22 protein-coding genes and 1 tRNA gene are annotated in these 19,437 nt (G+C 71.9%); 18 read left to right on the forward strand and 5 right to left on the reverse strand.

Annotation, left to right across the window (positions count from 1 at the left end; translation table 11 throughout):
- Window positions 1–108: 108 nt before the first annotated feature.
- The 3 genes from AC067A_RS11765 (at window position 109) to AC067A_RS11775 (ending at window position 1,487) form a co-directional block, all read left to right on the forward strand.
- Window positions 109–522, forward strand: a complete 414-nt coding sequence (locus AC067A_RS11765) for a YciI family protein (RefSeq protein ID WP_478617976.1) — start codon at window positions 109–111, stop codon at window positions 520–522.
- A gap of 243 nt (window positions 523–765) precedes the next feature.
- A complete protein-coding gene (locus AC067A_RS11770; RefSeq protein ID WP_478617979.1) occupies window positions 766–1,053 on the forward strand; it encodes a hypothetical protein in 288 nt (95 codons plus the stop codon).
- 146 nt (window positions 1,054–1,199) lie between these two features.
- A complete protein-coding gene (locus AC067A_RS11775; protein ID WP_478617982.1) occupies window positions 1,200–1,487 on the forward strand; it encodes a metal-sensitive transcriptional regulator in 288 nt (95 codons plus the stop codon).
- Between the two features lie 247 nt (window positions 1,488–1,734).
- Here the strand turns inward: AC067A_RS11775 and wrbA are convergent, their stop codons facing one another.
- The gene (gene wrbA / locus AC067A_RS11780; protein WP_478617985.1) at window positions 1,735–2,343 is read right to left on the reverse strand and encodes an NAD(P)H:quinone oxidoreductase; all 609 of its coding nucleotides are present in this window, start codon (window positions 2,341–2,343) and stop codon (window positions 1,735–1,737) included.
- 162 nt (window positions 2,344–2,505) lie between these two features.
- Here wrbA and AC067A_RS11785 point away from each other — a divergent pair, with 162 nt between their 5' ends.
- Entirely contained in the window at window positions 2,506–3,165 is a 660-nt protein-coding gene (locus AC067A_RS11785; protein ID WP_478617987.1) for a TetR/AcrR family transcriptional regulator, read from the forward strand.
- A 21-nt stretch (window positions 3,166–3,186) separates the two neighbouring features.
- Here the strand turns inward: AC067A_RS11785 and AC067A_RS11790 are convergent, their stop codons facing one another.
- Window positions 3,187–3,966, reverse strand: a complete 780-nt coding sequence (locus AC067A_RS11790) for a TetR/AcrR family transcriptional regulator C-terminal domain-containing protein (protein ID WP_478617990.1) — start codon at window positions 3,964–3,966, stop codon at window positions 3,187–3,189.
- 102 nt (window positions 3,967–4,068) lie between these two features.
- On the opposite strand from AC067A_RS11790, the gene AC067A_RS11795 reads away from it, so the two are divergent.
- From AC067A_RS11795 to AC067A_RS11805, 3 genes are all read left to right on the forward strand, one after another.
- Window positions 4,069–6,384 (forward strand): ATP-binding cassette domain-containing protein, encoded by a 2,316-nt coding sequence (locus tag AC067A_RS11795; RefSeq protein ID WP_478617993.1) that lies wholly within the window; start codon window positions 4,069–4,071, stop codon window positions 6,382–6,384.
- A gap of 168 nt (window positions 6,385–6,552) precedes the next feature.
- Entirely contained in the window at window positions 6,553–7,113 is a 561-nt protein-coding gene (locus tag AC067A_RS11800; protein WP_478617995.1) for an RBBP9/YdeN family alpha/beta hydrolase, read from the forward strand.
- A gap of 426 nt (window positions 7,114–7,539) precedes the next feature.
- Entirely contained in the window at window positions 7,540–9,093 is a 1,554-nt protein-coding gene (locus AC067A_RS11805; protein ID WP_478617998.1) for a M28 family metallopeptidase, read from the forward strand.
- On the opposite strand, the gene AC067A_RS11810 is transcribed toward AC067A_RS11805, so the two are convergent.
- Window positions 9,094–10,749 carry a helicase HerA-like domain-containing protein gene (locus AC067A_RS11810; protein ID WP_478618000.1) on the reverse strand — a complete coding sequence of 552 codons (1,656 nt, stop codon included), beginning with the start codon at window positions 10,747–10,749 and terminating at the stop codon, window positions 9,094–9,096. It abuts the gene before it with no gap.
- Between the two features lie 97 nt (window positions 10,750–10,846).
- Between AC067A_RS11810 and AC067A_RS11815 the strand changes: the two genes are divergently transcribed.
- Window positions 10,847–11,143, forward strand: coding sequence for a type II toxin-antitoxin system VapB family antitoxin (locus AC067A_RS11815; protein WP_017240525.1), 297 nt, complete (start codon window positions 10,847–10,849; stop codon window positions 11,141–11,143).
- A 116-nt stretch (window positions 11,144–11,259) separates the two neighbouring features.
- A complete protein-coding gene (locus AC067A_RS11820; RefSeq protein ID WP_478618004.1) occupies window positions 11,260–11,889 on the forward strand; it encodes a LytR C-terminal domain-containing protein in 630 nt (209 codons plus the stop codon).
- Window positions 11,890–12,051: 162 nt separating this feature from the next.
- Here the strand turns inward: AC067A_RS11820 and upp are convergent, their stop codons facing one another.
- Complete coding sequence (upp, locus tag AC067A_RS11825) at window positions 12,052–12,687, reverse strand: uracil phosphoribosyltransferase (protein ID WP_017240523.1); 636 nt, start codon at window positions 12,685–12,687, stop codon at window positions 12,052–12,054.
- A 92-nt stretch (window positions 12,688–12,779) separates the two neighbouring features.
- Here upp and AC067A_RS11830 point away from each other — a divergent pair, with 92 nt between their 5' ends.
- The 9 genes from AC067A_RS11830 (at window position 12,780) to AC067A_RS11870 (ending at window position 18,449) form a co-directional block, all read left to right on the forward strand.
- Window positions 12,780–12,989, forward strand: a complete 210-nt coding sequence (locus AC067A_RS11830) for a hypothetical protein (RefSeq protein WP_478618006.1) — start codon at window positions 12,780–12,782, stop codon at window positions 12,987–12,989.
- Window positions 12,990–13,216: 227 nt separating this feature from the next.
- Window positions 13,217–13,741 carry a tRNA adenosine deaminase-associated protein gene (locus tag AC067A_RS11835; protein WP_478618768.1) on the forward strand — a complete coding sequence of 175 codons (525 nt, stop codon included), beginning with the start codon at window positions 13,217–13,219 and terminating at the stop codon, window positions 13,739–13,741.
- 143 nt (window positions 13,742–13,884) lie between these two features.
- A complete protein-coding gene (tadA, locus tag AC067A_RS11840) occupies window positions 13,885–14,313 on the forward strand; it encodes a tRNA adenosine(34) deaminase TadA (protein ID WP_051787379.1) in 429 nt (142 codons plus the stop codon).
- Between the two features lie 67 nt (window positions 14,314–14,380).
- Window positions 14,381–14,465: transfer RNA gene (locus tag AC067A_RS11845), tRNA-Ser, on the forward strand.
- A 418-nt stretch (window positions 14,466–14,883) separates the two neighbouring features.
- Window positions 14,884–15,048, forward strand: a complete 165-nt coding sequence (locus tag AC067A_RS11850; RefSeq protein WP_015034987.1) for a hypothetical protein — start codon at window positions 14,884–14,886, stop codon at window positions 15,046–15,048.
- A 9-nt stretch (window positions 15,049–15,057) separates the two neighbouring features.
- Window positions 15,058–15,351, forward strand: coding sequence for a Dabb family protein (locus AC067A_RS11855; protein WP_017240519.1), 294 nt, complete (start codon window positions 15,058–15,060; stop codon window positions 15,349–15,351).
- Window positions 15,352–15,564: 213 nt separating this feature from the next.
- Window positions 15,565–16,410, forward strand: a complete 846-nt coding sequence (locus AC067A_RS11860; RefSeq protein WP_470878135.1) for an RNA polymerase sigma factor SigF — start codon at window positions 15,565–15,567, stop codon at window positions 16,408–16,410.
- A 235-nt stretch (window positions 16,411–16,645) separates the two neighbouring features.
- A complete protein-coding gene (locus AC067A_RS11865; RefSeq protein WP_478618010.1) occupies window positions 16,646–17,554 on the forward strand; it encodes an RNA polymerase sigma factor SigF in 909 nt (302 codons plus the stop codon).
- Window positions 17,555–17,615: 61 nt separating this feature from the next.
- Window positions 17,616–18,449, forward strand: coding sequence for a hypothetical protein (locus AC067A_RS11870; RefSeq protein WP_478618013.1), 834 nt, complete (start codon window positions 17,616–17,618; stop codon window positions 18,447–18,449).
- A 22-nt stretch (window positions 18,450–18,471) separates the two neighbouring features.
- Here the strand turns inward: AC067A_RS11870 and AC067A_RS11875 are convergent, their stop codons facing one another.
- Window positions 18,472–19,404: an oxidoreductase gene (locus AC067A_RS11875; protein WP_478618016.1), complete on the reverse strand. Its 933-nt coding sequence runs from the start codon at window positions 19,402–19,404 to the stop codon at window positions 18,472–18,474.
- Window positions 19,405–19,437: the final 33 nt, after the last annotated feature.

Consider the following 19,437-nt stretch of genomic DNA (forward strand, 5'->3'; position numbering starts at 1 on the left):
TTTTTGAGGTGAATGCCCGCGCGGTGTCGAGAACCGGCCGCCGGCTCCGACTCTCCTGCGAGAGCACGTCTTCCCCGGAAGACGTACCTACCCAACGAGGAGGACGTCATGAAGTACCTGGTGATGGTCCAGGGGTCGCAGGCCGACTACGAGGGCATGGAGGGGCGCGGCTCCGCCGGCAGCCCCGTCTGGGACAAGGCGCAGATCCAGGCCATGTTCGACCACATGAACACGATCAACGAGGAGCTGGCCTCGACCGGCGAGATGCTCGACGCCCAGGGTCTCGCCGCCCCCTCCACGACCCGATTCGTCACCGTCGACGGCGACGGCGAACCCGTCGTCACCGACGGCCCCTACGCCGAGACCAAGGAAGTCCTCGCCGGCTACTGGCTCCTCGACTGCCCCTCCCTCGACCGCGTCACCGAGATCGCCGCCCAGGTCGCCCGCTGCCCCGTCCCGCCCGGCTCCCCCGAATACCCCGTCGTCATCCGCCCCGTCGGCGAGGCGCCGAGCCAGGACTGATCGCCGAGCCAGGACTGGCCGTCGGGCCAGGACTGACCGTCGGGCCAGGACTGACCGTCGGGCCAGGACTGACCGTCGGGCCAGGGGTCGGGCCAGGACTGATCCGCGTCGGCCGGACGGCAGAAGCCCCGAGCGCGCCCTTCGGGGTCCGAGCGGGGCTTCGTTCCACCGGACGGCGCCTACCCCCTGTCGGTCGCGAAGCGGCTCCTGCGCGTCCTGGACGAAGCCCCCGCCGACCTGCACGTGGAGACGCTGCTGGAGGGCCGGAACGGGCCCCGGGGCACCCTGGAGCGTCTGCGCCCCGAGCCCGGTGACCTGCTCCCCAAGGACGGGGCGGTCATCACCGGTTTCCGGCTCTCGCTCTTCAAGGGGATGGGCAACAGCCGGGGCGGCACGGAGTCGGGGTTCATCCGCAGCATCGACGAGGCGGTCGACCGCTTCTACGCCTCGGTGGTGACGCACCTGGGCCAGTTCGAGCAGCGCCGGGCGCCCAGGGCGCGTGCCGCCGCCGAAACCGCAGCGGCACGCTGACTCCCCTTCCCCTCGGTGCCACGCGGGACCCCACCGGGTGGGCCTGCCCGGAGGAACGAGTTCGGGCCAGGTGTCATCCTTGGTTTTCGACGGGACCCCGCGTGGGGGAGTAAATTACCCCCTGGGGTATCTGTGGAGGAGTCGCTGTGGAACTCGATCTCGCGGGCGCCGAGCTGAAGTCCGTGCTGAACCGGCTGCGCCGGGCCCAGGGCCAGATCTCCGGGGTGATCCGGATGATCGAGGAGGGGCGCGACTGCGAGGAGGTCGTGACCCAGCTGGCGGCGGCTTCGCGGGCCCTCGACCGGGCGGGTTTCGCGATCATCGCGACCGGGCTGCAGCAGTGCCTGACCGACATCGAGGACGGGCGCAAGGACGGCCAGGACCCGCACGCGATGCGCGCCCGGCTGGAGAAGCTGTTCCTGTCCCTGGCATAGCCGGGGTGTCCCTGGCGCAGCCGGGGAGACGCACGGAGAGAGACGCGGAGAGCGCCCCCGGGAAGGCCTGGGGGCGCTCCGCGTTTCCGGTGCGCGCCGCGTTTCCGGTGGCCCCCTGCGCTTCCGGGGCCCCTGCGTTTTCGGGCGCGCCCGCCGCGTTTCCGGGCCCGCTGCGCTTCCGGTGGCGCTCCGCGCCGGTGCGCGCCGGTCCGTGCCGGTGCGCGCCAGTGCGTGCCGGTGCGCGCCGTCAGTCGTCCGCGAGGCCCTTGAGGCGCTTGGCGATGCGGGTGAGGCGGGTGCCCTGGTAGCGGGCGGCCTGGAGGACCTCTTCGGTGGGGGCGCCGTTGGCGCCGGGGTGGGCGGTGCCGTAGGGGTTGCCGCCGGCCGCGTAGACGGCGGGGTCGGTGAAGCCGGGGGAGACGATGACCGAGCCCCAGTGGTGGAAGGTGTTGTAGAGGGCGAGCAGTGTCGACTCGTTGCCGCCGTGGACGTTGTGCGCGCTGGTGAAGGCCGTGGCGGGCTTGTCGGCCATGACGCCGCGCTGCCAGAGCCCGCCCGAGGTGTCGATGTACTGCTTCAGCTGCGCGGAGACGTTGCCGAAGCGGGTCGGGGAGCCGAAGGCGTACGCGTCGGCCCACTCCAGGTCCTCCAGCGTGGCGATCTCCACGTCGCGGGTGGCGTCGACGTGGGCGCGCCAGGCCGGGTTGGAGTCGATGGCGGCGTCGGGCGCGAGCTCGGGCACCCGGCGCAGGCGCACCTCGGCGCCGGTCTTCTCGGCGCCTTCGGCGACCGCCTGGGCGAGCTGGTGGACGGAACCCGTGGCCGAGTAGTAGATGACGGCGACCTTGACGGACATGGCGAACTCTCCTCGATCCCGCAAAGTGGATTACTTTCCGCTTCGACGTCTCGAGACTAAACGGATCGCTATCCGGTTCGCAAGAGGGGCGGGTATGCTCAACAACGAGAGGCGACCTGGGGGGAACACGGCCGGACGGAAAGAAAGAGCGGGAGTCGGCAGATGAGCACGGAGAAACCGCAGGCCGGAAGCGGGGAAGCGGTGGCGCGCGAGACGGCGCCCCCGGCGGCCCCCGGACTGCTCCCCACCGTCGGCTCCCCCGCCCCCGAGCGCGCCGACGCCGCCCGCAACCGCCGCAGGATCCTCGACGCCGCGGCCCGGATCGTCGCCGAGAAGGGCCCCGACGCGGTCACCATGAACCAGGTCGCCCAGGCGTGCGGCATCGGCGTCGGCACGGCGTACCGCCGCTTCGGCGACGTCTCCCAGCTCCTGTGGGCGCTCCTCGACGACCGCGAGCGCCAGTTCCAGGAGGCGTACATGGGCGGGCCGCCGCCGCTGGGGCCCGGCGCCCCGGCCGCCGAGCGGCTCGACGCCTTCCTCGACGCCCTCGTCGACCGGGTCGAGGAGCAGCGCGCCCTGCTCCTCGCCGCGCACTCCGCCGGGCCCGGCGCCCGCTACCACAGCGGCGCCTACCGGGTCATGCACACGCACGTGGCCCTGCTCATCGGGCAGCTCAGGCCGGGCTCCGACAGCACGCTCCTCGCGCACCTGCTGCTGGCGTCGTTCTCCCCGGACGTCATGCACCACCTGACGGTCGAGCAGGAGCTCTCGGCCGACCGCCTCAAGACGGGGCTGCGGACCCTGCTGACCCTGCGGGACTGAACCCCGCGTCCGCCTTCTCCTCTACGGGTTCCCCAGCGCCGCCAGGCCGTCCAGGACCCGGGCGAGGGCGAAGGCGTACGCGTGTTCCGCGTCGTACAGGCCGTTGTAGGCGATGGCCGCCGCCTCTCCGACCCTGGAGGCGAGGGGGAAGCGAGCGCCGTCGAAGACGCGGGCGAGGAGGGGCTCGTGGGCGGCCCACCACTCGCCGTCGGACATCGCGCTCTCCCGCTCGACGGCGCGCGCGTCCAGCTCCGCCCGCGCGCCGGCCTGTACGGAGCCGAGGACGAAGGTCAGGGCGGAGTCGCGGGCCACGTCGTCGAGGCCGAGGCCCTCGAAGGCGGCGAGCTCGTACTCGTACTTGGCCATCACGCCGGGGCCCAGCGGGGCGCGGACGATGCGCAGGTCGACCAGCCAGGGGTGGCGCAGGTGCAGGGCCCGGTTGGCGTCGGCGACGGAGGTGACGCGGTCGCGCCAGGGCTGCCCGGGGGCGAACGGCGGGCGGTCCATCCGCAGGAAGACGGTGTCCAGCATGAGGTCGAGGAGTTCGCTCTTGCCGGGGACGTACGTGTAGAGGGTCATCGGCGTGACGCCGAGGCGCTGGGCGACGGCGCGCATGGTCAGGGCGTCGAGGCCGCCGCCGTCGGCGAGGGCGAGGGCGGCGTCGACGACCGCGTCGACCGTGAGGCCCGGGCGCGGGCCGCGTCGCGCCGCGGGGGCCGCGGCGCTGTCGCGCCAGAGCAGCTCCAGGGTGCGGGCCGGGTCGCCGGCCCCGCTGCTGTTCTTCCCGCCGGTCGTCGCCATGGCACTCATTCTCGCAGGTCAGAGGCGCTAAGCCATATCTCTGTACGCTGTATAGAGTACCCTGTCCGTCCCAGTACGGGACGACCACCGGAGGGCGCACCCATGAACCACCCCGTCGGCACGAACCACCCCGGCCACCCCGTCGGCACCGAGCAGCCCGCCGCCGCGGACGGACACCACGTCATCCAGGTCCGCGGGGCCCGCGAGAACAACCTCAAGAACGTCGACGTCGACCTCCCCAAGCGCCGCCTCACCGTCTTCACCGGGGTCTCCGGCTCCGGAAAGTCCTCCCTGGTCTTCGGCACCATCGCGGCCGAGTCGCAGCGCCTGATCAACGAGACGTACAGCGCCTTCCTCCAGTCCTTCATGCCGTCGCTCGCCCGCCCGGACGTGGACGGCCTGCACAACCTGAGCGCGGCGATCGTCGTCGACCAGGAGCGGATGGGCGCCAACTCCCGCTCCACCGTCGGCACGGCCACCGACGCGTACACGATGCTGCGGATCGTCTTCAGCCGCCTCGGCACCCCGCACGTCGGCACGTCCGGGGCCTTCAGCTTCAACCTCCCCGAGGGCATGTGCCCGCGCTGCGAGGGCGCCGGCGAGGTCTCGGACATCGACGTCGACGAGCTCGTGGACCGCGAGAAGACCCTCGCCGGGGGCGCGATCACCGTCCCGAACTTCGCCGTGGACTCCTGGTACTGGCGGATCATGGCCGAGTCCGGCTTCTACCCCGCCGACAAGAAGCTCGCGGACTTCACCGAGGAGGAGTGGGAGGCCTTCCTCCACAAGCCGACCTGCAAGGTGAAGGTGGGCAGCAACACCTTCACCTACGAGGGCCTCGTGCCGAAGGTCCAGCGGCTGTTCCTCGCCAAGGACCGAGAGTCGCTCCAGGCCCACATCCGGGCCTTCGTCGACCGGGCGGTCGTCTTCCGCACCTGCCCCGAGTGCGAGGGCGCCCGGCTCACCCGGGCCGCGCTGTCCTCCCGTATCGACGGGGTCAACATCGCCGAGTGCTCGGCGATGCAGATCAGCGACCTCGCCGCGTTCGTGCGCCGGATCGAGGACCCCTCCGTCGCCCCGCTCCTCGCGGGCCTGCGGGACCTGCTCGACTCGCTCGTGGAGATCGGCCTCGGCTACCTCAGCCTCGACCGGGCGTCCGGCACGCTCTCCGGCGGCGAGGCCCAGCGGGTGAAGATGGTCCGCCACCTCGGCTCGCCCCTCACCGACGTCACGTACGTCTTCGACGAGCCGACGACCGGACTGCACCCGCACGACATCCGCCGCATGAACGACCTGCTGCTCCGCCTGCGCGACAAGGGCAACACCGTCCTGGTCGTCGAGCACAAGCCGGAGGTCATCGAGATCGCCGACCACGTCGTGGACCTCGGGCCGCGGGCCGGGACCGCGGGCGGCGAGATCTGCTACAGCGGCAACGTGCCGGGCCTGCGCACCTCGGGCACCCTCACCGGAAACCACCTCTCGCACCGGGCGAAGCTCCGCACGGAGGTGCGGACCCGGACCGGCGCGCTGACCATCGCCGGGGCCACCCAGCACAACCTCAAGGACGTGACCGTCGAGATCCCGACCGGGGTCCTGACCGTGGTCACCGGCGTGGCGGGCTCCGGCAAGTCCTCCCTGATCCACGGCAACCTGCCGGGCCGCGAGGGCGTCGTCGTCGCCGACCAGTCCCCGATCCGCGGCTCGCGCCGCTCGAACCCGGCGACGTACACGGGGCTCCTCGGCCCCATCCGTACGGCCTTCGCCAAGGCCAACGGCGTCAAGGCGGCCCTCTTCAGCGCCAACTCCGAGGGCGCCTGCGGGAACTGCAACGGCCTCGGACTCATCTACACCGACCTGGCCATCGCGGCCGGCGTGGCCTCCGTCTGCGAGAAGTGCGAGGGCAAGCGTTTCACGCCCGAGGTCCTCACGTACGAGCTCGACGGGAAGAACATCCACGAGGTGCTGTCCCTGTCGATCGAGGAGGCGTACGACTTCTTCACGGCGAAGGGCCAGGCCCGCACGATCCTCGGCCGCCTCAAGGACGTCGGCCTCGGTTACCTGCGCCTCGGCCAGCCCCTGAACACCCTCTCCGGCGGCGAGCGCCAGCGGCTCAAGCTCGCCATCCACATGGCCGAGAAGGGCGCCGTCTACGTCCTCGACGAACCCACCACCGGGCTGCACCTCGCCGACGTCGACCAGCTCCTCTCCCTCCTCGACCGACTCGTCGAGGCGGGCAACACCGTCGTCGTCATCGAGCACCACCAGGCCGTCATGGCCCACGCCGACTGGCTCGTCGACCTCGGCCCCGGCGCCGGCCACGACGGCGGCCGCGTCGTCTTCGAGGGCACCCCGGCGCAGCTCGTCGAGCACGGCGACACCCTGACCGCCCGCCACCTGCGGGAGTACGTCGGAGGCTGACCACACTCAGGAGTACGTCGGAGGCCGACCACCGGCCACCCGCGGCAGTACGTCGGAGGCCGACCGCCCGCCACCCGCCGGAGGGCCTCGGCGGCCGGCCCCCGTGGTGGGCGCCCGGTCCGTGGACGGTGGTGGACCGGAGCGGGCGGGGACCCGAGGATCAGGGCCATGACCACGTACCTGATCCTCCACGGCTTCCAGAACCACCGCCCGCCCGGTCACTGGCAGCACTGGCTCGCCGGGCGGCTCCGGGAGCGCGGCCACGAGGTCCGCTACCCGCAGCTGCCCGACCCGGACGCGCCCGTCCCCGCGGACTGGCTCGCGGCCCTGGAGGAGAACGGGGCGCGGCCGGCCGACGGCGAGTTCGTCGTGGTCGCGCACAGCCTGGCGGTCCTGCTCTGGCTGCGGGCGGGTGAGCGGCGGCCGGCGGCCGACCGGGTGCTCCTGGTCTCGCCGCCGTCGCCGGCGGTGACCGCCTCGATCCCCGCCATCGCCGCCTTCGCCGACGGGCTCGACCTGGCGGAGCCGGGCCTGGAGGCCCGTCTCGTGTACGGCGACGGGGACCCGTACTGCCCCGAGGGCGCGGACGTGCACTACGGCACCCCGCTCGGCCTGGACATGGACCGCGTCCCGGCGGGCGCGCACCTCGACCTCGACGCGGGGTACGGGGAATGGGACTCGCTCCTGGAGTGGTGCGAGGATCCGGCGGTACGCGTCAAGGGCAGCTAGCGGACGACCGGCGCCGCGGGACCGGCCCGGCAGGACCTGTCGTCCTCCACGGCCGGCCCCGGCGGGGGCTGCCCTCCATGGCCGGCTTCGGCGGGGGCTGCCCTCCATGGCCGGCTTCGGCGGGCGCGGGGTCGTTCGCGAAGGGGTGAGTCCGTCGGGCGGGTGCCCCGTCGCGGTGTGATGATCGGGGTATGAGTCCCGCGGCCAAGACGCCCGAGATCCCTCTCGGCAAGCAGTACGGGGTGCGGGCGCCCCAGCAGGAGAGGAAGGTGGCGAAAGCCGCCAAGGAGGGGAAACCCACCGGGAATTGATAATTCCACATGTCAATCCTGTTCAGGTTGACAGGAATTACGAAGAACCTGTTCACAGAATGCCCCCGATATCGCTAACTTCCCCTCAACCTCGTCCGTAACGGGAAGGACTTCTGTGAACGCATCCCAGCGCCGTGCCGCGGCCATCCTGGCCGCCGCCGCCCTCGCCACCCCGCTGGTCCTCGCCTCCCCCGCCACCGCGGGACAGGACCCCACGGCCGCACCCGCCCGCGATGCCGCCAAGCTGGCGAAGAAGCTGGTCCGCGAAACCACCGCCCAGGACGCCTACAAGCACCTGCAGAAGTTCCAGGCGATAGCCGACTCGGCCGGCGGTCACCGCGCGGCCGGCTCCCTCGGCCACGACGCCTCGGCCGCGTACGTGTACACGCAGCTGAAGAAGGCCGGATACGACGTCCGGTACCAGAAGTTCGAGTTCCAGTACACGCAGACGCTCGCCGAGAAGGCCTCCGTCGTCGCCCCCGCGCCCCGCGCGCTCGACATCAAGGCGATGACGTACACCAAGTCCACCCCGGTCGGCGGCATCACGGCGGCCCTCGCGGCCGCGCCGGTCGACGCCGACGGCACGAACGGCTGCGAGCCCGGCGACTTCGCCTCCGGCACCTTCACCGGAAAGATCGCCCTGATCAAGCGCGGCGGCTGCACCTTCGCGATCAAGCAGCAGAACGCCGCCGCGGCCGGTGCCGCCGCCGCCGTCATCTACAACAACACCGACGGCGCCCTCTCCGGCACCCTCGGCGACGCGGCCGCCGGAAAGATCCCGACCGGCGGTCTCACCCAGGCCGAGGGCAACGCGCTCGCCGCCGACCTCGCGAACGGCCCGGTCTCGCTCTCCCTGGAGATCCGCCAGCTCAGCGAGCTCCGCTCCACGAACAACGTCATCGCGGAGACCCGCGGCGGCAACGCCGCCGACACCGTGATGCTCGGCTCGCACCTCGACTCCGTCACCGCGGGCCCCGGCATCAACGACAACGGCTCCGGCTCCGCCGGCCTCCTCCAGACCGCCCTGGAGCTCGCCAAGTCGAAGGACAAGGTCCGCAACAAGGTCCGCTTCGCCTGGTGGTCCGCGGAGGAGAACGGCCTCCTCGGCTCCGAGCACTACGTGAACACCCTCACGGCGCTCGACAAGAGCGAGATCAAGCTCTACCTCAACTTCGACATGATCGCCTCGCCGAACTACGGCCTGTTCGTCTACGACGGCGACGACTCGGACGGCGTCGGCGCCGGCGCGGGCCCCGAGGGCTCCGCCCAGCTGGAGCGCGACATCACCGACTTCATGGACAAGCGCGGCCTCCCGCACGAGGGCACCGACTTCACCGGCCGCTCCGACTACGGCCCGTTCATCGAGGTCGGCATCCCCTCGGGCGGCACCTTCACCGGCGCCGAGGGCATCAAGACCCCCGCCCAGGCCGCCCTGTTCGGCGGTACGGCGGGCGTCGCCTACGACGTGAACTACCACGCCAAGGGCGACGACCTGAAGAACATCGACATGACGGCCTTCGACGCCAACATCAAGGTCATCGCCAACGCCGTGGGCACCTACGCCCACGACATCTCCTCGCTGCGCAAGCCGGTCGTCTCGGTCCCGACCACCGGCGGCACGGGCAGCGGCGGCGGCCTGCACGACGACCACCACGAGGTGACCGAGTAGTCAGCGCCTCCGGCGGGCGGTACCGAAGATCGAGCGGCTGATCTCCCGGCCCAGCTGGGTGCCGATCGACCGGGCCAGGGACTTGAAGACCCCACTGCCCATCACCTGTTCGACCGGCGAGGGCTCCTCCTTCTCACGGGGAGCCCTCGCCGCGGCCTTCTCGGCCTCCTCAGCCGTCTTCTCGGCCTCCTTCGCGGCCGCCGCCTCCAGGGCCGCCGCCTCCGCCGCCCGCTGCTCGGCGGTCAGCCTCTCGTACGCCGACTCGCGGTCCACCGCCTCCGCGTACCGCCCGTACAGCGGCGAGGCCTTCACCGCGGCGTCCAGGGCCGCCGCGTCGACCGGGCCCATCAGCGACTCCGGCGCCCGCAGCCGCGTCGCCGCCACCGGCGTCGGGGCCCCCTTCTCGCTCAGTACGGTGACCACCGCCTCGCCCGTCCCGAGCCCGGTGAGCACCTCCTCCAGGTCGTACGGCGAGTGCGGGAAGGTCCGCACGGTCGCCTTGAGGGCCTTGGCGTCGTCCGGGGTGAAGGCGCGGAGCGCGTGCTGCACCCGGTTGCCGAGCTGCGCGAGCACGTCCGAGGGCACGTCCTTCGGAGTCTGCGTCACGAAGAAGACACCCACGCCCTTCGAGCGGATCAGCCGCACCGTCTGCGTGATCGACTCCAGGAACGCCTTCGACGCCCCGCTGAACAGCAGGTGCGCCTCGTCGAAGAAGAAGACCAGCTTCGGCTTCTCCAGGTCGCCGACCTCCGGCAGGTCGTTGAAGAGGTCCGCGAGCAGCCACATCAGGAACGTCGAGAACAGCTGCGGTCTGTCCCGCACCGCCGGCAGCTCCAGGACCGAGACGACCCCCCGCCCGTCCGCCGCCGTCCGCAGGAACTCGCTCGTGTCGAACTCCGGCTCCCCGAAGAAGCCGCCCGTTCCCTGCTGCTCGAAGGCCGTGAGCGCCCGCAGGATCACCCCGGCCGTGGCCGTGGAGAGCCCGCCGATCCCCTTCAGCTCGGCCTTCCCGGTGTCCGAGACCAGGAAGGCCACCACCGCCCGCAGGTCCTTGAGGTCGACCAGCTCCAGGCCCTTGGCGTCGGCGTAGTGGAAGATCAGGCCCAGCGACTGCTCCTGCGTCCGGTTCAGCTGGAGGACCTTCGAGAGCAGCACGGGGCCGAAGCCGGTCACCGTGGCGCGCACCGGGATGCCGGGACCGAGCCCTCCGAGGCCGTAGAACTCGCAGGGGAAGCCGGTCGCCCGCCACTCCTGGCCGACCTCGGCGGCCCGCCGCCCGACCTTCTCGCCGTCCTCGCCGGGTGCGGAGATCCCGGAGACGTCGCCCTTGATGTCGGCGAGGAACACCGGCACGCCGTGGGCGGACAGCTGCTCGGCGATCAGCTGGAGCGTCTTCGTCTTGCCGGTGCCCGTGGCGCCGGCGACCAGACCGTGGCGGTTGAGGACCGGCAGCGGGACGCGGACCGGCGCGTCCGGGTGACACGCGCCGTCCCAGAGCAGGGCCCCCAGATCGAGTGCCGGACCGTCGAAGGCGTACCCGGCGGCGATCTCGGCGGCGGGCCCCGCCACGGCGGCCGCGCCTTGTGCCTCCGGGGCCCGGGGCGCCGGGGCGGGCTCGGTCGCTCCGGCGTCCGACGGCTGCTCGCTCACGCTCATGACGGCACCCCGATTTCGGTTTTGTCACAGTTTGCACCAGCATCCCACCGGTCGCGCGTGGCTGCGCCGGAAGCCGCTCGCCCGGTAGGCTTTCCGTGTGATCTTCAAGCGCATCGGTAACGGAAAGCCGTATCCCGACCACGGCCGGGAAAGCACCCGGCAGTGGGCGGACGTCGCCCCGCGCCCGGTCCGCCTCGACCAGCTGGTCACCACCAAGGGCCAGCTGGACCTGGAGACGCTGCTCGCCGAGGACTCCACGTTCTACGGCGACCTCTTCGCGCACGTCGTGAAGTGGCGCGGCGATCTCTATCTGGAAGACGGGCTGCACCGCGCCGTCCGCGCGGCGCTCCAGCAGCGACAGGTGCTGCACGCCCGCGTCCTCGAGATGGACTGAGACGGGGCCGCTCGGCCCTTGCGCGCTGACCCTTTCGAGGTCAGTTCGCCCCCATCCGGACGCGATCACATGATCATCAAGTAGGCATCGCCGACGGGCGGCACTACGCTGCGTTCATGAGCATGCTCACTCCCCCAGGAATGGGCGGAAAGTACCGCATCACGGGGGACGTCTACCCTCGCATGCGCCGCCCCCACCGCCGGCGCAGGATCGTCCTCGCGTCCGCCGCCGCGGTGGCCGTGCTCGGTGCGGCCGGCTGGGGCACGCTCCAGCTCGTCGACGTCTTCTCCGGTGACGAGGGCACCAGGGCGGCCGCCGGCAAGCAGGCCGACTGCAAGCCCGTCGCCAAGGCGACCACCGTGCCCGCCGTCGCCCTCCCCAAGCCCGGGCAGATCACGGTCAACGTCTACAACGCGACCCCGCGCAGCGGCCTCGCCAAGACGACCGCCGACGAGCTCAGGAAACGCGGGTTCAAGATCGGCAAGGTGGGGAACGCACCCACCGCCTACGACAAGAAGGTCCCCGGCGCCGGCCTGCTCCTCGGCGCGCCCGCGGCCACCAAGGGCGCCTTCCCGGTCCTCGGCACCCAGCTCAAGGGCGCCACGACCAAGACGGACACCCGCGCCACCGCGGACGTGGACCTGATCATCGGGACCGCCTTCAAGACGCTGTCCCCGAAAACGACGGCGGACGCGGCCCTGGTCGCCCTGACCAAGCCCGCGCCCGTACCGACCGGAAAGTGCTGAGCGGCTCCGACCGACGTCCTACGCGGCAGGGCCGGCCGTGCCTCGTGCGGCAGGGCCGGCCGTGACCTACTCGGCGGAGCCGGCCGTTTCCTACTCGGCGGAGCCGGCCGTTTCCTACTCGGCGGAGCCGGCCGTGTCCTACTCGGCGGAGCCGGCCGTGTCCTACTCGGCGGAGCCGTACATGCGGTCGCCCGCGTCGCCCAGGCCCGGGACGATGTAGCCGTTCTCGTTGAGGCGCTCGTCCACCGAGGCCGTCACGACGGTGACCGGCGTGCCGGCGAGCTCGCGCTCCATGACCTCGACGCCCTCCGGGGCGGCGAGGAGCACGACCGCGGTCACGTCGTCCGCGCCGCGCTTGATGAGCTCCTGGATCGCCGCGACCAGCGTGCCGCCGGTCGCCAGCATCGGGTCGAGGACGTACACCTGGCGGCCCGAGAGGTCCTCCGGCATCCGCGTGGCGTAGGTGGACGCCTCCAGCGTCTCCTCGTTGCGGATCATGCCCAGGAAGCCGACCTCGGCGGTCGGGAGCAGCCGGACCATGCCGTCGAGCATGCCGAGACCGGCGCGCAGGATCGGGACCACCAGCGGACGCGGGTGCGACAGCTTCACGCCCGTCGTGGGCGTCACGGGGGTCTCGATGTCGACCTGCTCGGTCCGGACGTCCCTGGTGGCCTCGTAGGCGAGCAGGGTGACCAGCTCGTCGGCGAGACGGCGGAAGGTCGCGGAGTCCGTGCGCTTGTCGCGCAGGGTGGTGAGCTTGTGGGCGACCAGGGGGTGGTCGACGACGTGGAGACGCATGGCTCAACAGTAGCCCGCCGCGCACTGGCATCGACCCACGCCGTTGGGGGAAGGTGGGGGCACAGGGACCCAGCGATGGGGTGGTGTGGCCGATGCCCGACCTGGAAGAACCGGCCGACGGAACCGCCAAGAGGGCGGCCCGCACGCCGGCACCGGAGAACGACGCGGAGCGCCGCAGGCGCCGCGCCCAGTTCCTCCGCGAACTGAACGAGGCCAAGGCACTGCGCGAACGCGTGCAGCCGCGGCGCGCCCGGGCCGCCCGGATGCGGCAGGCCATGCGCATGCGGACCTTCCGCTGGTGAGGCCGCCGGGGCCGATGGTGCCCACGCGGTGCCGGGGTCCTTCGTGCGCCCCCTCCGTGCGCCGGGGTCGCACGCCCGCCCTATGGCGGTGTCGTTCAGACTGATGCACGACGCAAGGACCGAAGACCTCTCCTGCGGGCCCTGTTTCTGTCACGATGCCGATTGGGCGGGGCACCAGGAGCGCCGCCGCCGGAACGTCACACCTCTGATCAGTGGGAGAGAGTCAGGTGTACTTCGCCGCACTGCTCGCGCGCACCGAAGACGGGTGGGAAGCGAGCGACACGGAGCTCGACGACGTGGAGACCCTGTCGGATCTGGCCGAGCTGGCCCGCGAGGCCTCGGACGACGACACGGTGATCGTCTACATCGAGCAGGAGGACGCGTGGTTCGGGATCGTACGGATCGAGGGTGAGGAAGACCCTCGGATCTACGTCTCGGACGGCGCCGCCGCCGCCCGTTCCTCGTACGGGGAGATCCTCACCCGGGAGATCCTCGGCGAGGACCTCGACGCCGAGCTCGACGAGCTGGAGTCCCTGGACCTGGACGGCACGGAGGACGGGGAACCGCTCACCGACGAGGCCGACGGGGACGACGAGGCCGACGAGGCCGTACCGTCCGCTCCCGTCGGCGACTCCCTGGTCCTCGCGGACCTCGGCCTGTCGGAGCGCGAGCTCCGCGCCCTCGACAGCGACGCCCTCGCGGTGATCACCGACGCGCTGGGCGCCGCCGAGGTACTGGAGGCCGTGCGCTAGTGGCACACGCGGTACCGGCCCCGGACTCCGCGGCCGACCCCGTACGGGACACGTCCGGGGCGGATCCCGTCGGGGACGCCCCCGGGGCCGAACGCGCGGCGGGGGCCGCGCCCGACCCCGTACGGGATCCCTGGCGGGACGCCATGCGGCTCGCGCTCGCCGAGGCGGCCGCGGCCGAGCCGGCCGGTGACGTGCCGGTCGGCGCGGTGGTGCTCGGACCGGACGGCGAGGTCCTCGCGCGGGCGCACAACGAGCGGGAGGCGGCCGGTGACCCCACCGCGCACGCCGAGGTGCTCGCGCTGCGCCGGGCGGCGGCCGCGACCGGGGAGTGGCGTCTGACGGGGTGCACGCTGGTCGTGACCCTGGAACCGTGCGTGATGTGCGCGGGCGCCCTCGTCCAGTCGCGGGTCGAGCGGGTGGTGTTCGGCGCGCTCGACGAGAAGGCGGGTGCGGCCGGCTCGCTCTGGGACCTCGTCCGGGACCGTCGGCTCAACCACCGCCCCGAGGTGATCCACGGCGTGCTCGGCGACGCCTGCGCCGAGCAGTTGACGGCCTTCTTCCGCTCCCGCTGACCCCTGCTCCGACCTGGGCTTCGATACGGATTTCATCGCAGCGGAAGTTTCGGCTAAGCTCTCTCTCGGTAGCGTGTCCGAGCGGCCGAAGGAGCTCGCCTCGAAAGCGAGTGTGGGGAAACTCACCGAGGGTTCAAATCCCTCCGCTACCGCTTCGATCGAAGGGCCCGGCGCATCTGCGCCGGGCCCTTCGGCGTGTTCCCGGACCCCGGACGTGCGGAGCGCGGCGTACGCGAAGGGCCCCGGGCCGCGCTCGTGGCGCGGCCCGGGGCCTTCTCCGTAGGACGGGGGGAACGGCATCGGGGGGACAAGCCGTTCCCCCCGATGAGAACCGGACCTGCAAGTCCTGCGCCGCGTTCAGGGGGAAGCTCGCGGCGCGGACCCCGCAGTGCGGGCCGGTTCCAGGAGCCCTTCGGATTCCTGCCAGATCCTCCGGGCTCGACATCCATACTGCGCGCCCGTCACCCTTCCGGGGGATGGCGAAAGGCCCCGATCGCCGGGCCCTTGGTCCATAAAGGCTCGGTTAGAGTGGCGCGGTCGTACGCCGGGGGAACAGGGGAGGGCTGGGCAATGGTGCAAGCGAAGAAGGTCGCGCTGTACGCGGTCGTGGTCTTTGTGCTGTACACGATCGTCACGTCCCCGGCCCGGGCGGCCGATCTCGTGCAGGTAGGGTTCGAGGGCATTTCCAGCGCCGCCCAGGGTGTCGGCGAGTTCATGACCGAACTCATCAACTAGGAGCCCTTCGTGATCCGCCATCTGGTCCTCTTCAAGCTCAACGACGGCGTCGCACGTGACGAGCCGCGTGTCGTCGCCGGCGTCGAGGCGTTCCGCAAACTCGGTGGGGAGATCCCCGAGCTGCGGTTCTGGGAGTGCGACTGGAACATCACGGACCGGCCGATCGCGTACGACTTCGCCATCAACTCGGCGGTCGAGGACACCGACGCGCTCCAGCGCTACCTGGACCACCCGGCGCACCAGGCGGGCGTCGCCCAGTGGCGCGAGTTCGCCACGTGGGTCATCGCGGACTACGCCTTCTAGCCCCCGCCTCACCCGTAGGCCCCCTGTCCTCGCGGCGGGGGGCCTTTTCCGTGCGTGACCTCCCCTTTTTCCACCATCATGCCCTCAACACGTGATTATGCGGTGCTTGCACACAGTGGACATGTCTTGTGATGCTATGACCGCTTTTGACGGATGAGTTGACCGTAGTTGATTCAGTCGACCAGCAGGACCAGCCGAAGGGGTGGCGTGAACGTGCCGGCCAGTACAGCGCCTCAAGTCCCGCCCCAGCACGAGGCAGGCGGCGCGGACACCCCGCGCCCCCGGCCCCAGAGCACCCGCGGCGCCGACACCCGCGCGCTGACCCAGGTGCTCTTCGGGCAGCTCAAGAACCTGGAGCCGGGGACCGCGGAGCACCACCGGGTGCGCGGGGCCCTCATCGAGGCCAACCTCCCCCTCGTGCGGTACGCGGCGGCCCGCTTCCGCTCCCGCAACGAGCCGATGGAGGACGTCGTCCAGGTCGGCACCATCGGCCTCATCAACGCGATCGACCGCTTCGACCCCGACCGGGGCGTGCAGTTCCCGACCTTCGCGATGCCGACCGTCGTCGGCGAGATCAAGCGGTACTTCCGCGACAACGTCCGGACCGTGCACGTGCCGCGCCGGCTCCACGAGCTCTGGGTCCAGGTGAACGGCGCCACCGAGGACCTGACGACCGCCCACGGCCGCTCCCCCACCACCGCCGAGATCGCCGAGCGGCTGCGCATCGGCGAGGACGAGGTGCTCGCCTGCATCGAGGCCGGACGCTCGTACCACGCCACCTCCCTGGAGGCCGCGCAGGAGGGCGACGGGCTGCCCGGGCTGCTCGACCGGCTCGGCTACGAGGACCCCGCCCTGGCCGGCGTGGAGCACCGCGACCTCGTCCGGCACCTGCTCGTCCAGCTGCCCGAGCGTGAGCAGCGGATCCTGATGCTGCGCTACTACAGCAACTTGACCCAGTCTCAGATCAGCCAGGAACTGGGGGTCTCGCAGATGCACGTGTCAAGGCTCCTCGCCCGCAGTTTCGCGCGTCTGAGATCCGCAAACAGAATCGAGGCGTAACCGGATCGGGTAGACCGGTTCGGAGCAGTTCTGCGCCGCCCCAATTGCCTTACACCCCTTGTTTCCTGCGGATATGCCCCCTTACCTTGTCGACAAGTCACTACAGCGTGTTGCCGACATGTGACATTCTGCTGGAACCGAGTTTGCCGCAGCCCCGCCGCCGGTATTCAGGTGGAAGCTGCGTTCCTCAGATGGTCGCGGCCACCGCGACCGTCCGCGACCTCAAGGGGGTGGCATGTCCACAGAACTGGGCAGCTCGAAGGTGCTCACGCTCACGCCCGTTCCCGTGCCCACGCAGACGACGGCGCCGACCGCGGCCGAAAGCGCGGAGGTCATGCCTCCGCCGCCCGTGGCCGTGCCGTCGGGCGCCCTCGACACCCGCACCCTCTCGCGCTCCCTGTTCCTGCGACTGCGCGCGCTCGACACCGAGGGCGCCGCCGCCGACAGCCCCGAGCGGACCTACGTCCGCGACACCCTCATCCAGCTCAACCTCCCCCTCGTGCGGTACGCCGCGGCCCGCTTCCGCTCCCGCAACGAGCCGATGGAGGACATCGTCCAGGTCGGCACCATCGGCCTGATCAAGGCGATCGACCGCTTCGACTGCGAACGCGGCGTGGAGTTCCCGACGTTCGCCATGCCGACCGTCGTCGGCGAGATCAAGCGGTTCTTCCGCGACACCTCGTGGTCGGTGCGGGTCCCGCGCCGTCTCCAGGAGCTGCGGCTCGCCCTCACCAAGGCCAGCGACGAGCTCGCGCAGAAGCTCGACCGCTCCCCCACCGTCCCCGAACTCGCCGCCGTGCTCGGGGTGTCGGAGGAGGACGTCGTCGACGGCCTCGCCGTCGGCAACGCGTACACCGCCTCCTCGCTCGACTCCCCCTCGCCCGAGGACGACGGCGGCGAGGGCTCGCTCGCCGACCGCCTCGGCTACGAGGACACGGCCCTCGAAGGCGTCGAGTACCGCGAGTCGCTCAAGCCGCTGCTCGCCAAACTGCCGCCCCGGGAGCGGCAGATCATCATGCTGCGGTTCTTCGCCAACATGACCCAGTCGCAGATCGGCGAAGAGGTCGGCATCTCCCAGATGCACGTCTCGCGCCTGCTCACCCGCACCCTCGCCCAGCTGCGCGAGGGCCTCATCTCCGACTGACCCTCCCGCCGACTTCCGTAAAACCCGGTTTACTTGACGATCCGTCAGGAACACTGGACCCATGAGGCCAAGGAAGCCGGGAACGGGACCGGGACTCGTGGCGGTGGCGCTCTGCCTCGGTGGAGCGCTGACCGCCTGCGGCGGCGGAGACGGCGAGGGGTACGCGGCGGTCGGCGCCGGCCCCTCCCCCAAGGGCGCGGTCGCCCCCTCCGGCGCCGTCACCCTCGTCCCCCTCGACGGCCCCACGCCACCGGGCCTGACCTCCAGCACCTCCTCCCCGTCCCCCACGCCCCCCGGCACCCCGCCCACGGCCGCCGACGGCCCCTTCCCGGGCCCCTCGGACGCCCCCGGCAGTGACTCAGGGTCCTCCGGTGCGGGATCGGGTACGGGTTCGGGGTCCGGCCCGGGGTCGGGCTCCGGATCAGGGTCAGGGTCCGGATCGGGCTCCGGATCGGGTACGCCTCCGACGGCCGCGCCCGGCACCGGCGGTACGACCGCCCCGCCCCGGACCCCCTCCGCGACGCCCGGGCCCACGGCGCCCGGCAGCGGCACGCCCGTACCGACTCCCCCACCGACCCCGGCACCCGGGCCCGCCGTGCTCACCGTCTCCGCGCCCAGCCTCGCGGACGGCGACCGGCGCTGGTGCGAGCGGGTCACCGTGACCTTCCGCAACACCGGCGGGTCCGCCGCCACCTCCGGCACGGTCACCTTCGCCACCCACGTCATCGGCGCCCTGGGCGTCGACTGGGCGACGATCAGCTCCCAGCAGCCCCTGCCGGCGCCGATCGCCGCCGGAACGGCACGCACTCAGACCTACACGGTCTGCCTCGAATCCTGGCGCGTCCCGCTCGGCATGCGCGTCGACACCCGGGCCGTCACCGCCGAGTGGCACTGAGCGGCGCCTTCGCACACCCCCGTCACGCGCCGGGGTAACGCACCTCGGTCAGCTCCTCCGAGAGCTCCCACAGCCGGCGGCCCGTGTCCGGGTCGGCGGCCGCGCCGGAGAGGCGTACCCGGGTCGGGGCGCCGCGCAGTTCGGCGGGGCCGCCGGGGCCGATGAAGTCGCCGCCCGTCACGTCGGGGGCGGTGGCCGCGTACAACTGCGACAGAGCGCCGCGCTCGGGGCGCTGGGCGAGGAGGGGGTTGCCGATGTACCCGAAGACGAGCCGGGCGAGGCCGCCGGTGTCCTTGGTCTGGAGGCTGGTGGCGGTGTAGCCGGGGTGCGCGAGGACGCTGCGGACGGAGCTGCGGGTCGCGGTGAGGCGGCGGTGCAGTTCCCGGCCGAAGACGGCGTTGGCCAACTTCGACTGGTTGTAGAAGGCCATGGGCGCGTAGTCGCGCTCGCCGGCGAGGTCGTCGAAGCGGAGGGTGCCCTGCCGGTGGTTGATCGAGCTGACCGTGACCACCCGGGGGTCGCGGCCGGCGGCGAGCAGGTCGAGCAGGAGCCCGGTGAGCGCGAAGTGGCCGAGGTGGTTGACGGCGAACTGGAGCTCGTGGCCCTGCGGGCTGAGCGTGCGGGGAGGGGCCATCACCCCCGCGTTGTTGACGAGCACGTCGAGGCGCGGGTGCTCGGCGCGCATCCGGTCGGCGAAGGCCCGCACCGAGGCGAGGTCGGCGAGGTCGAGCCGTCGCACGTCGAGGAGTCCCGGATCCGCTCCGGCCGCCACGAGGCGGGCGGCAACCGCCCGGCCCTTCTCCTCGTCCCGTACGGCGAGGACGACGTGCGCGCCCCGGAGGGCGAGCGCCCGGGTGGTGGCGAGTCCGAGGCCGCTGTTGGCCCCGGTGACGACGAGGACCCGCCCGGTCTGGTCCGGTATCAGGTCGGCGGTCCAGCGCTGCTTCCTGGTCATGTGGCACAGGCTGCCCTTCGTGTCACTCGGTGT

The organism is Streptomyces sp. NPDC043176, from assembly GCF_056436715.1.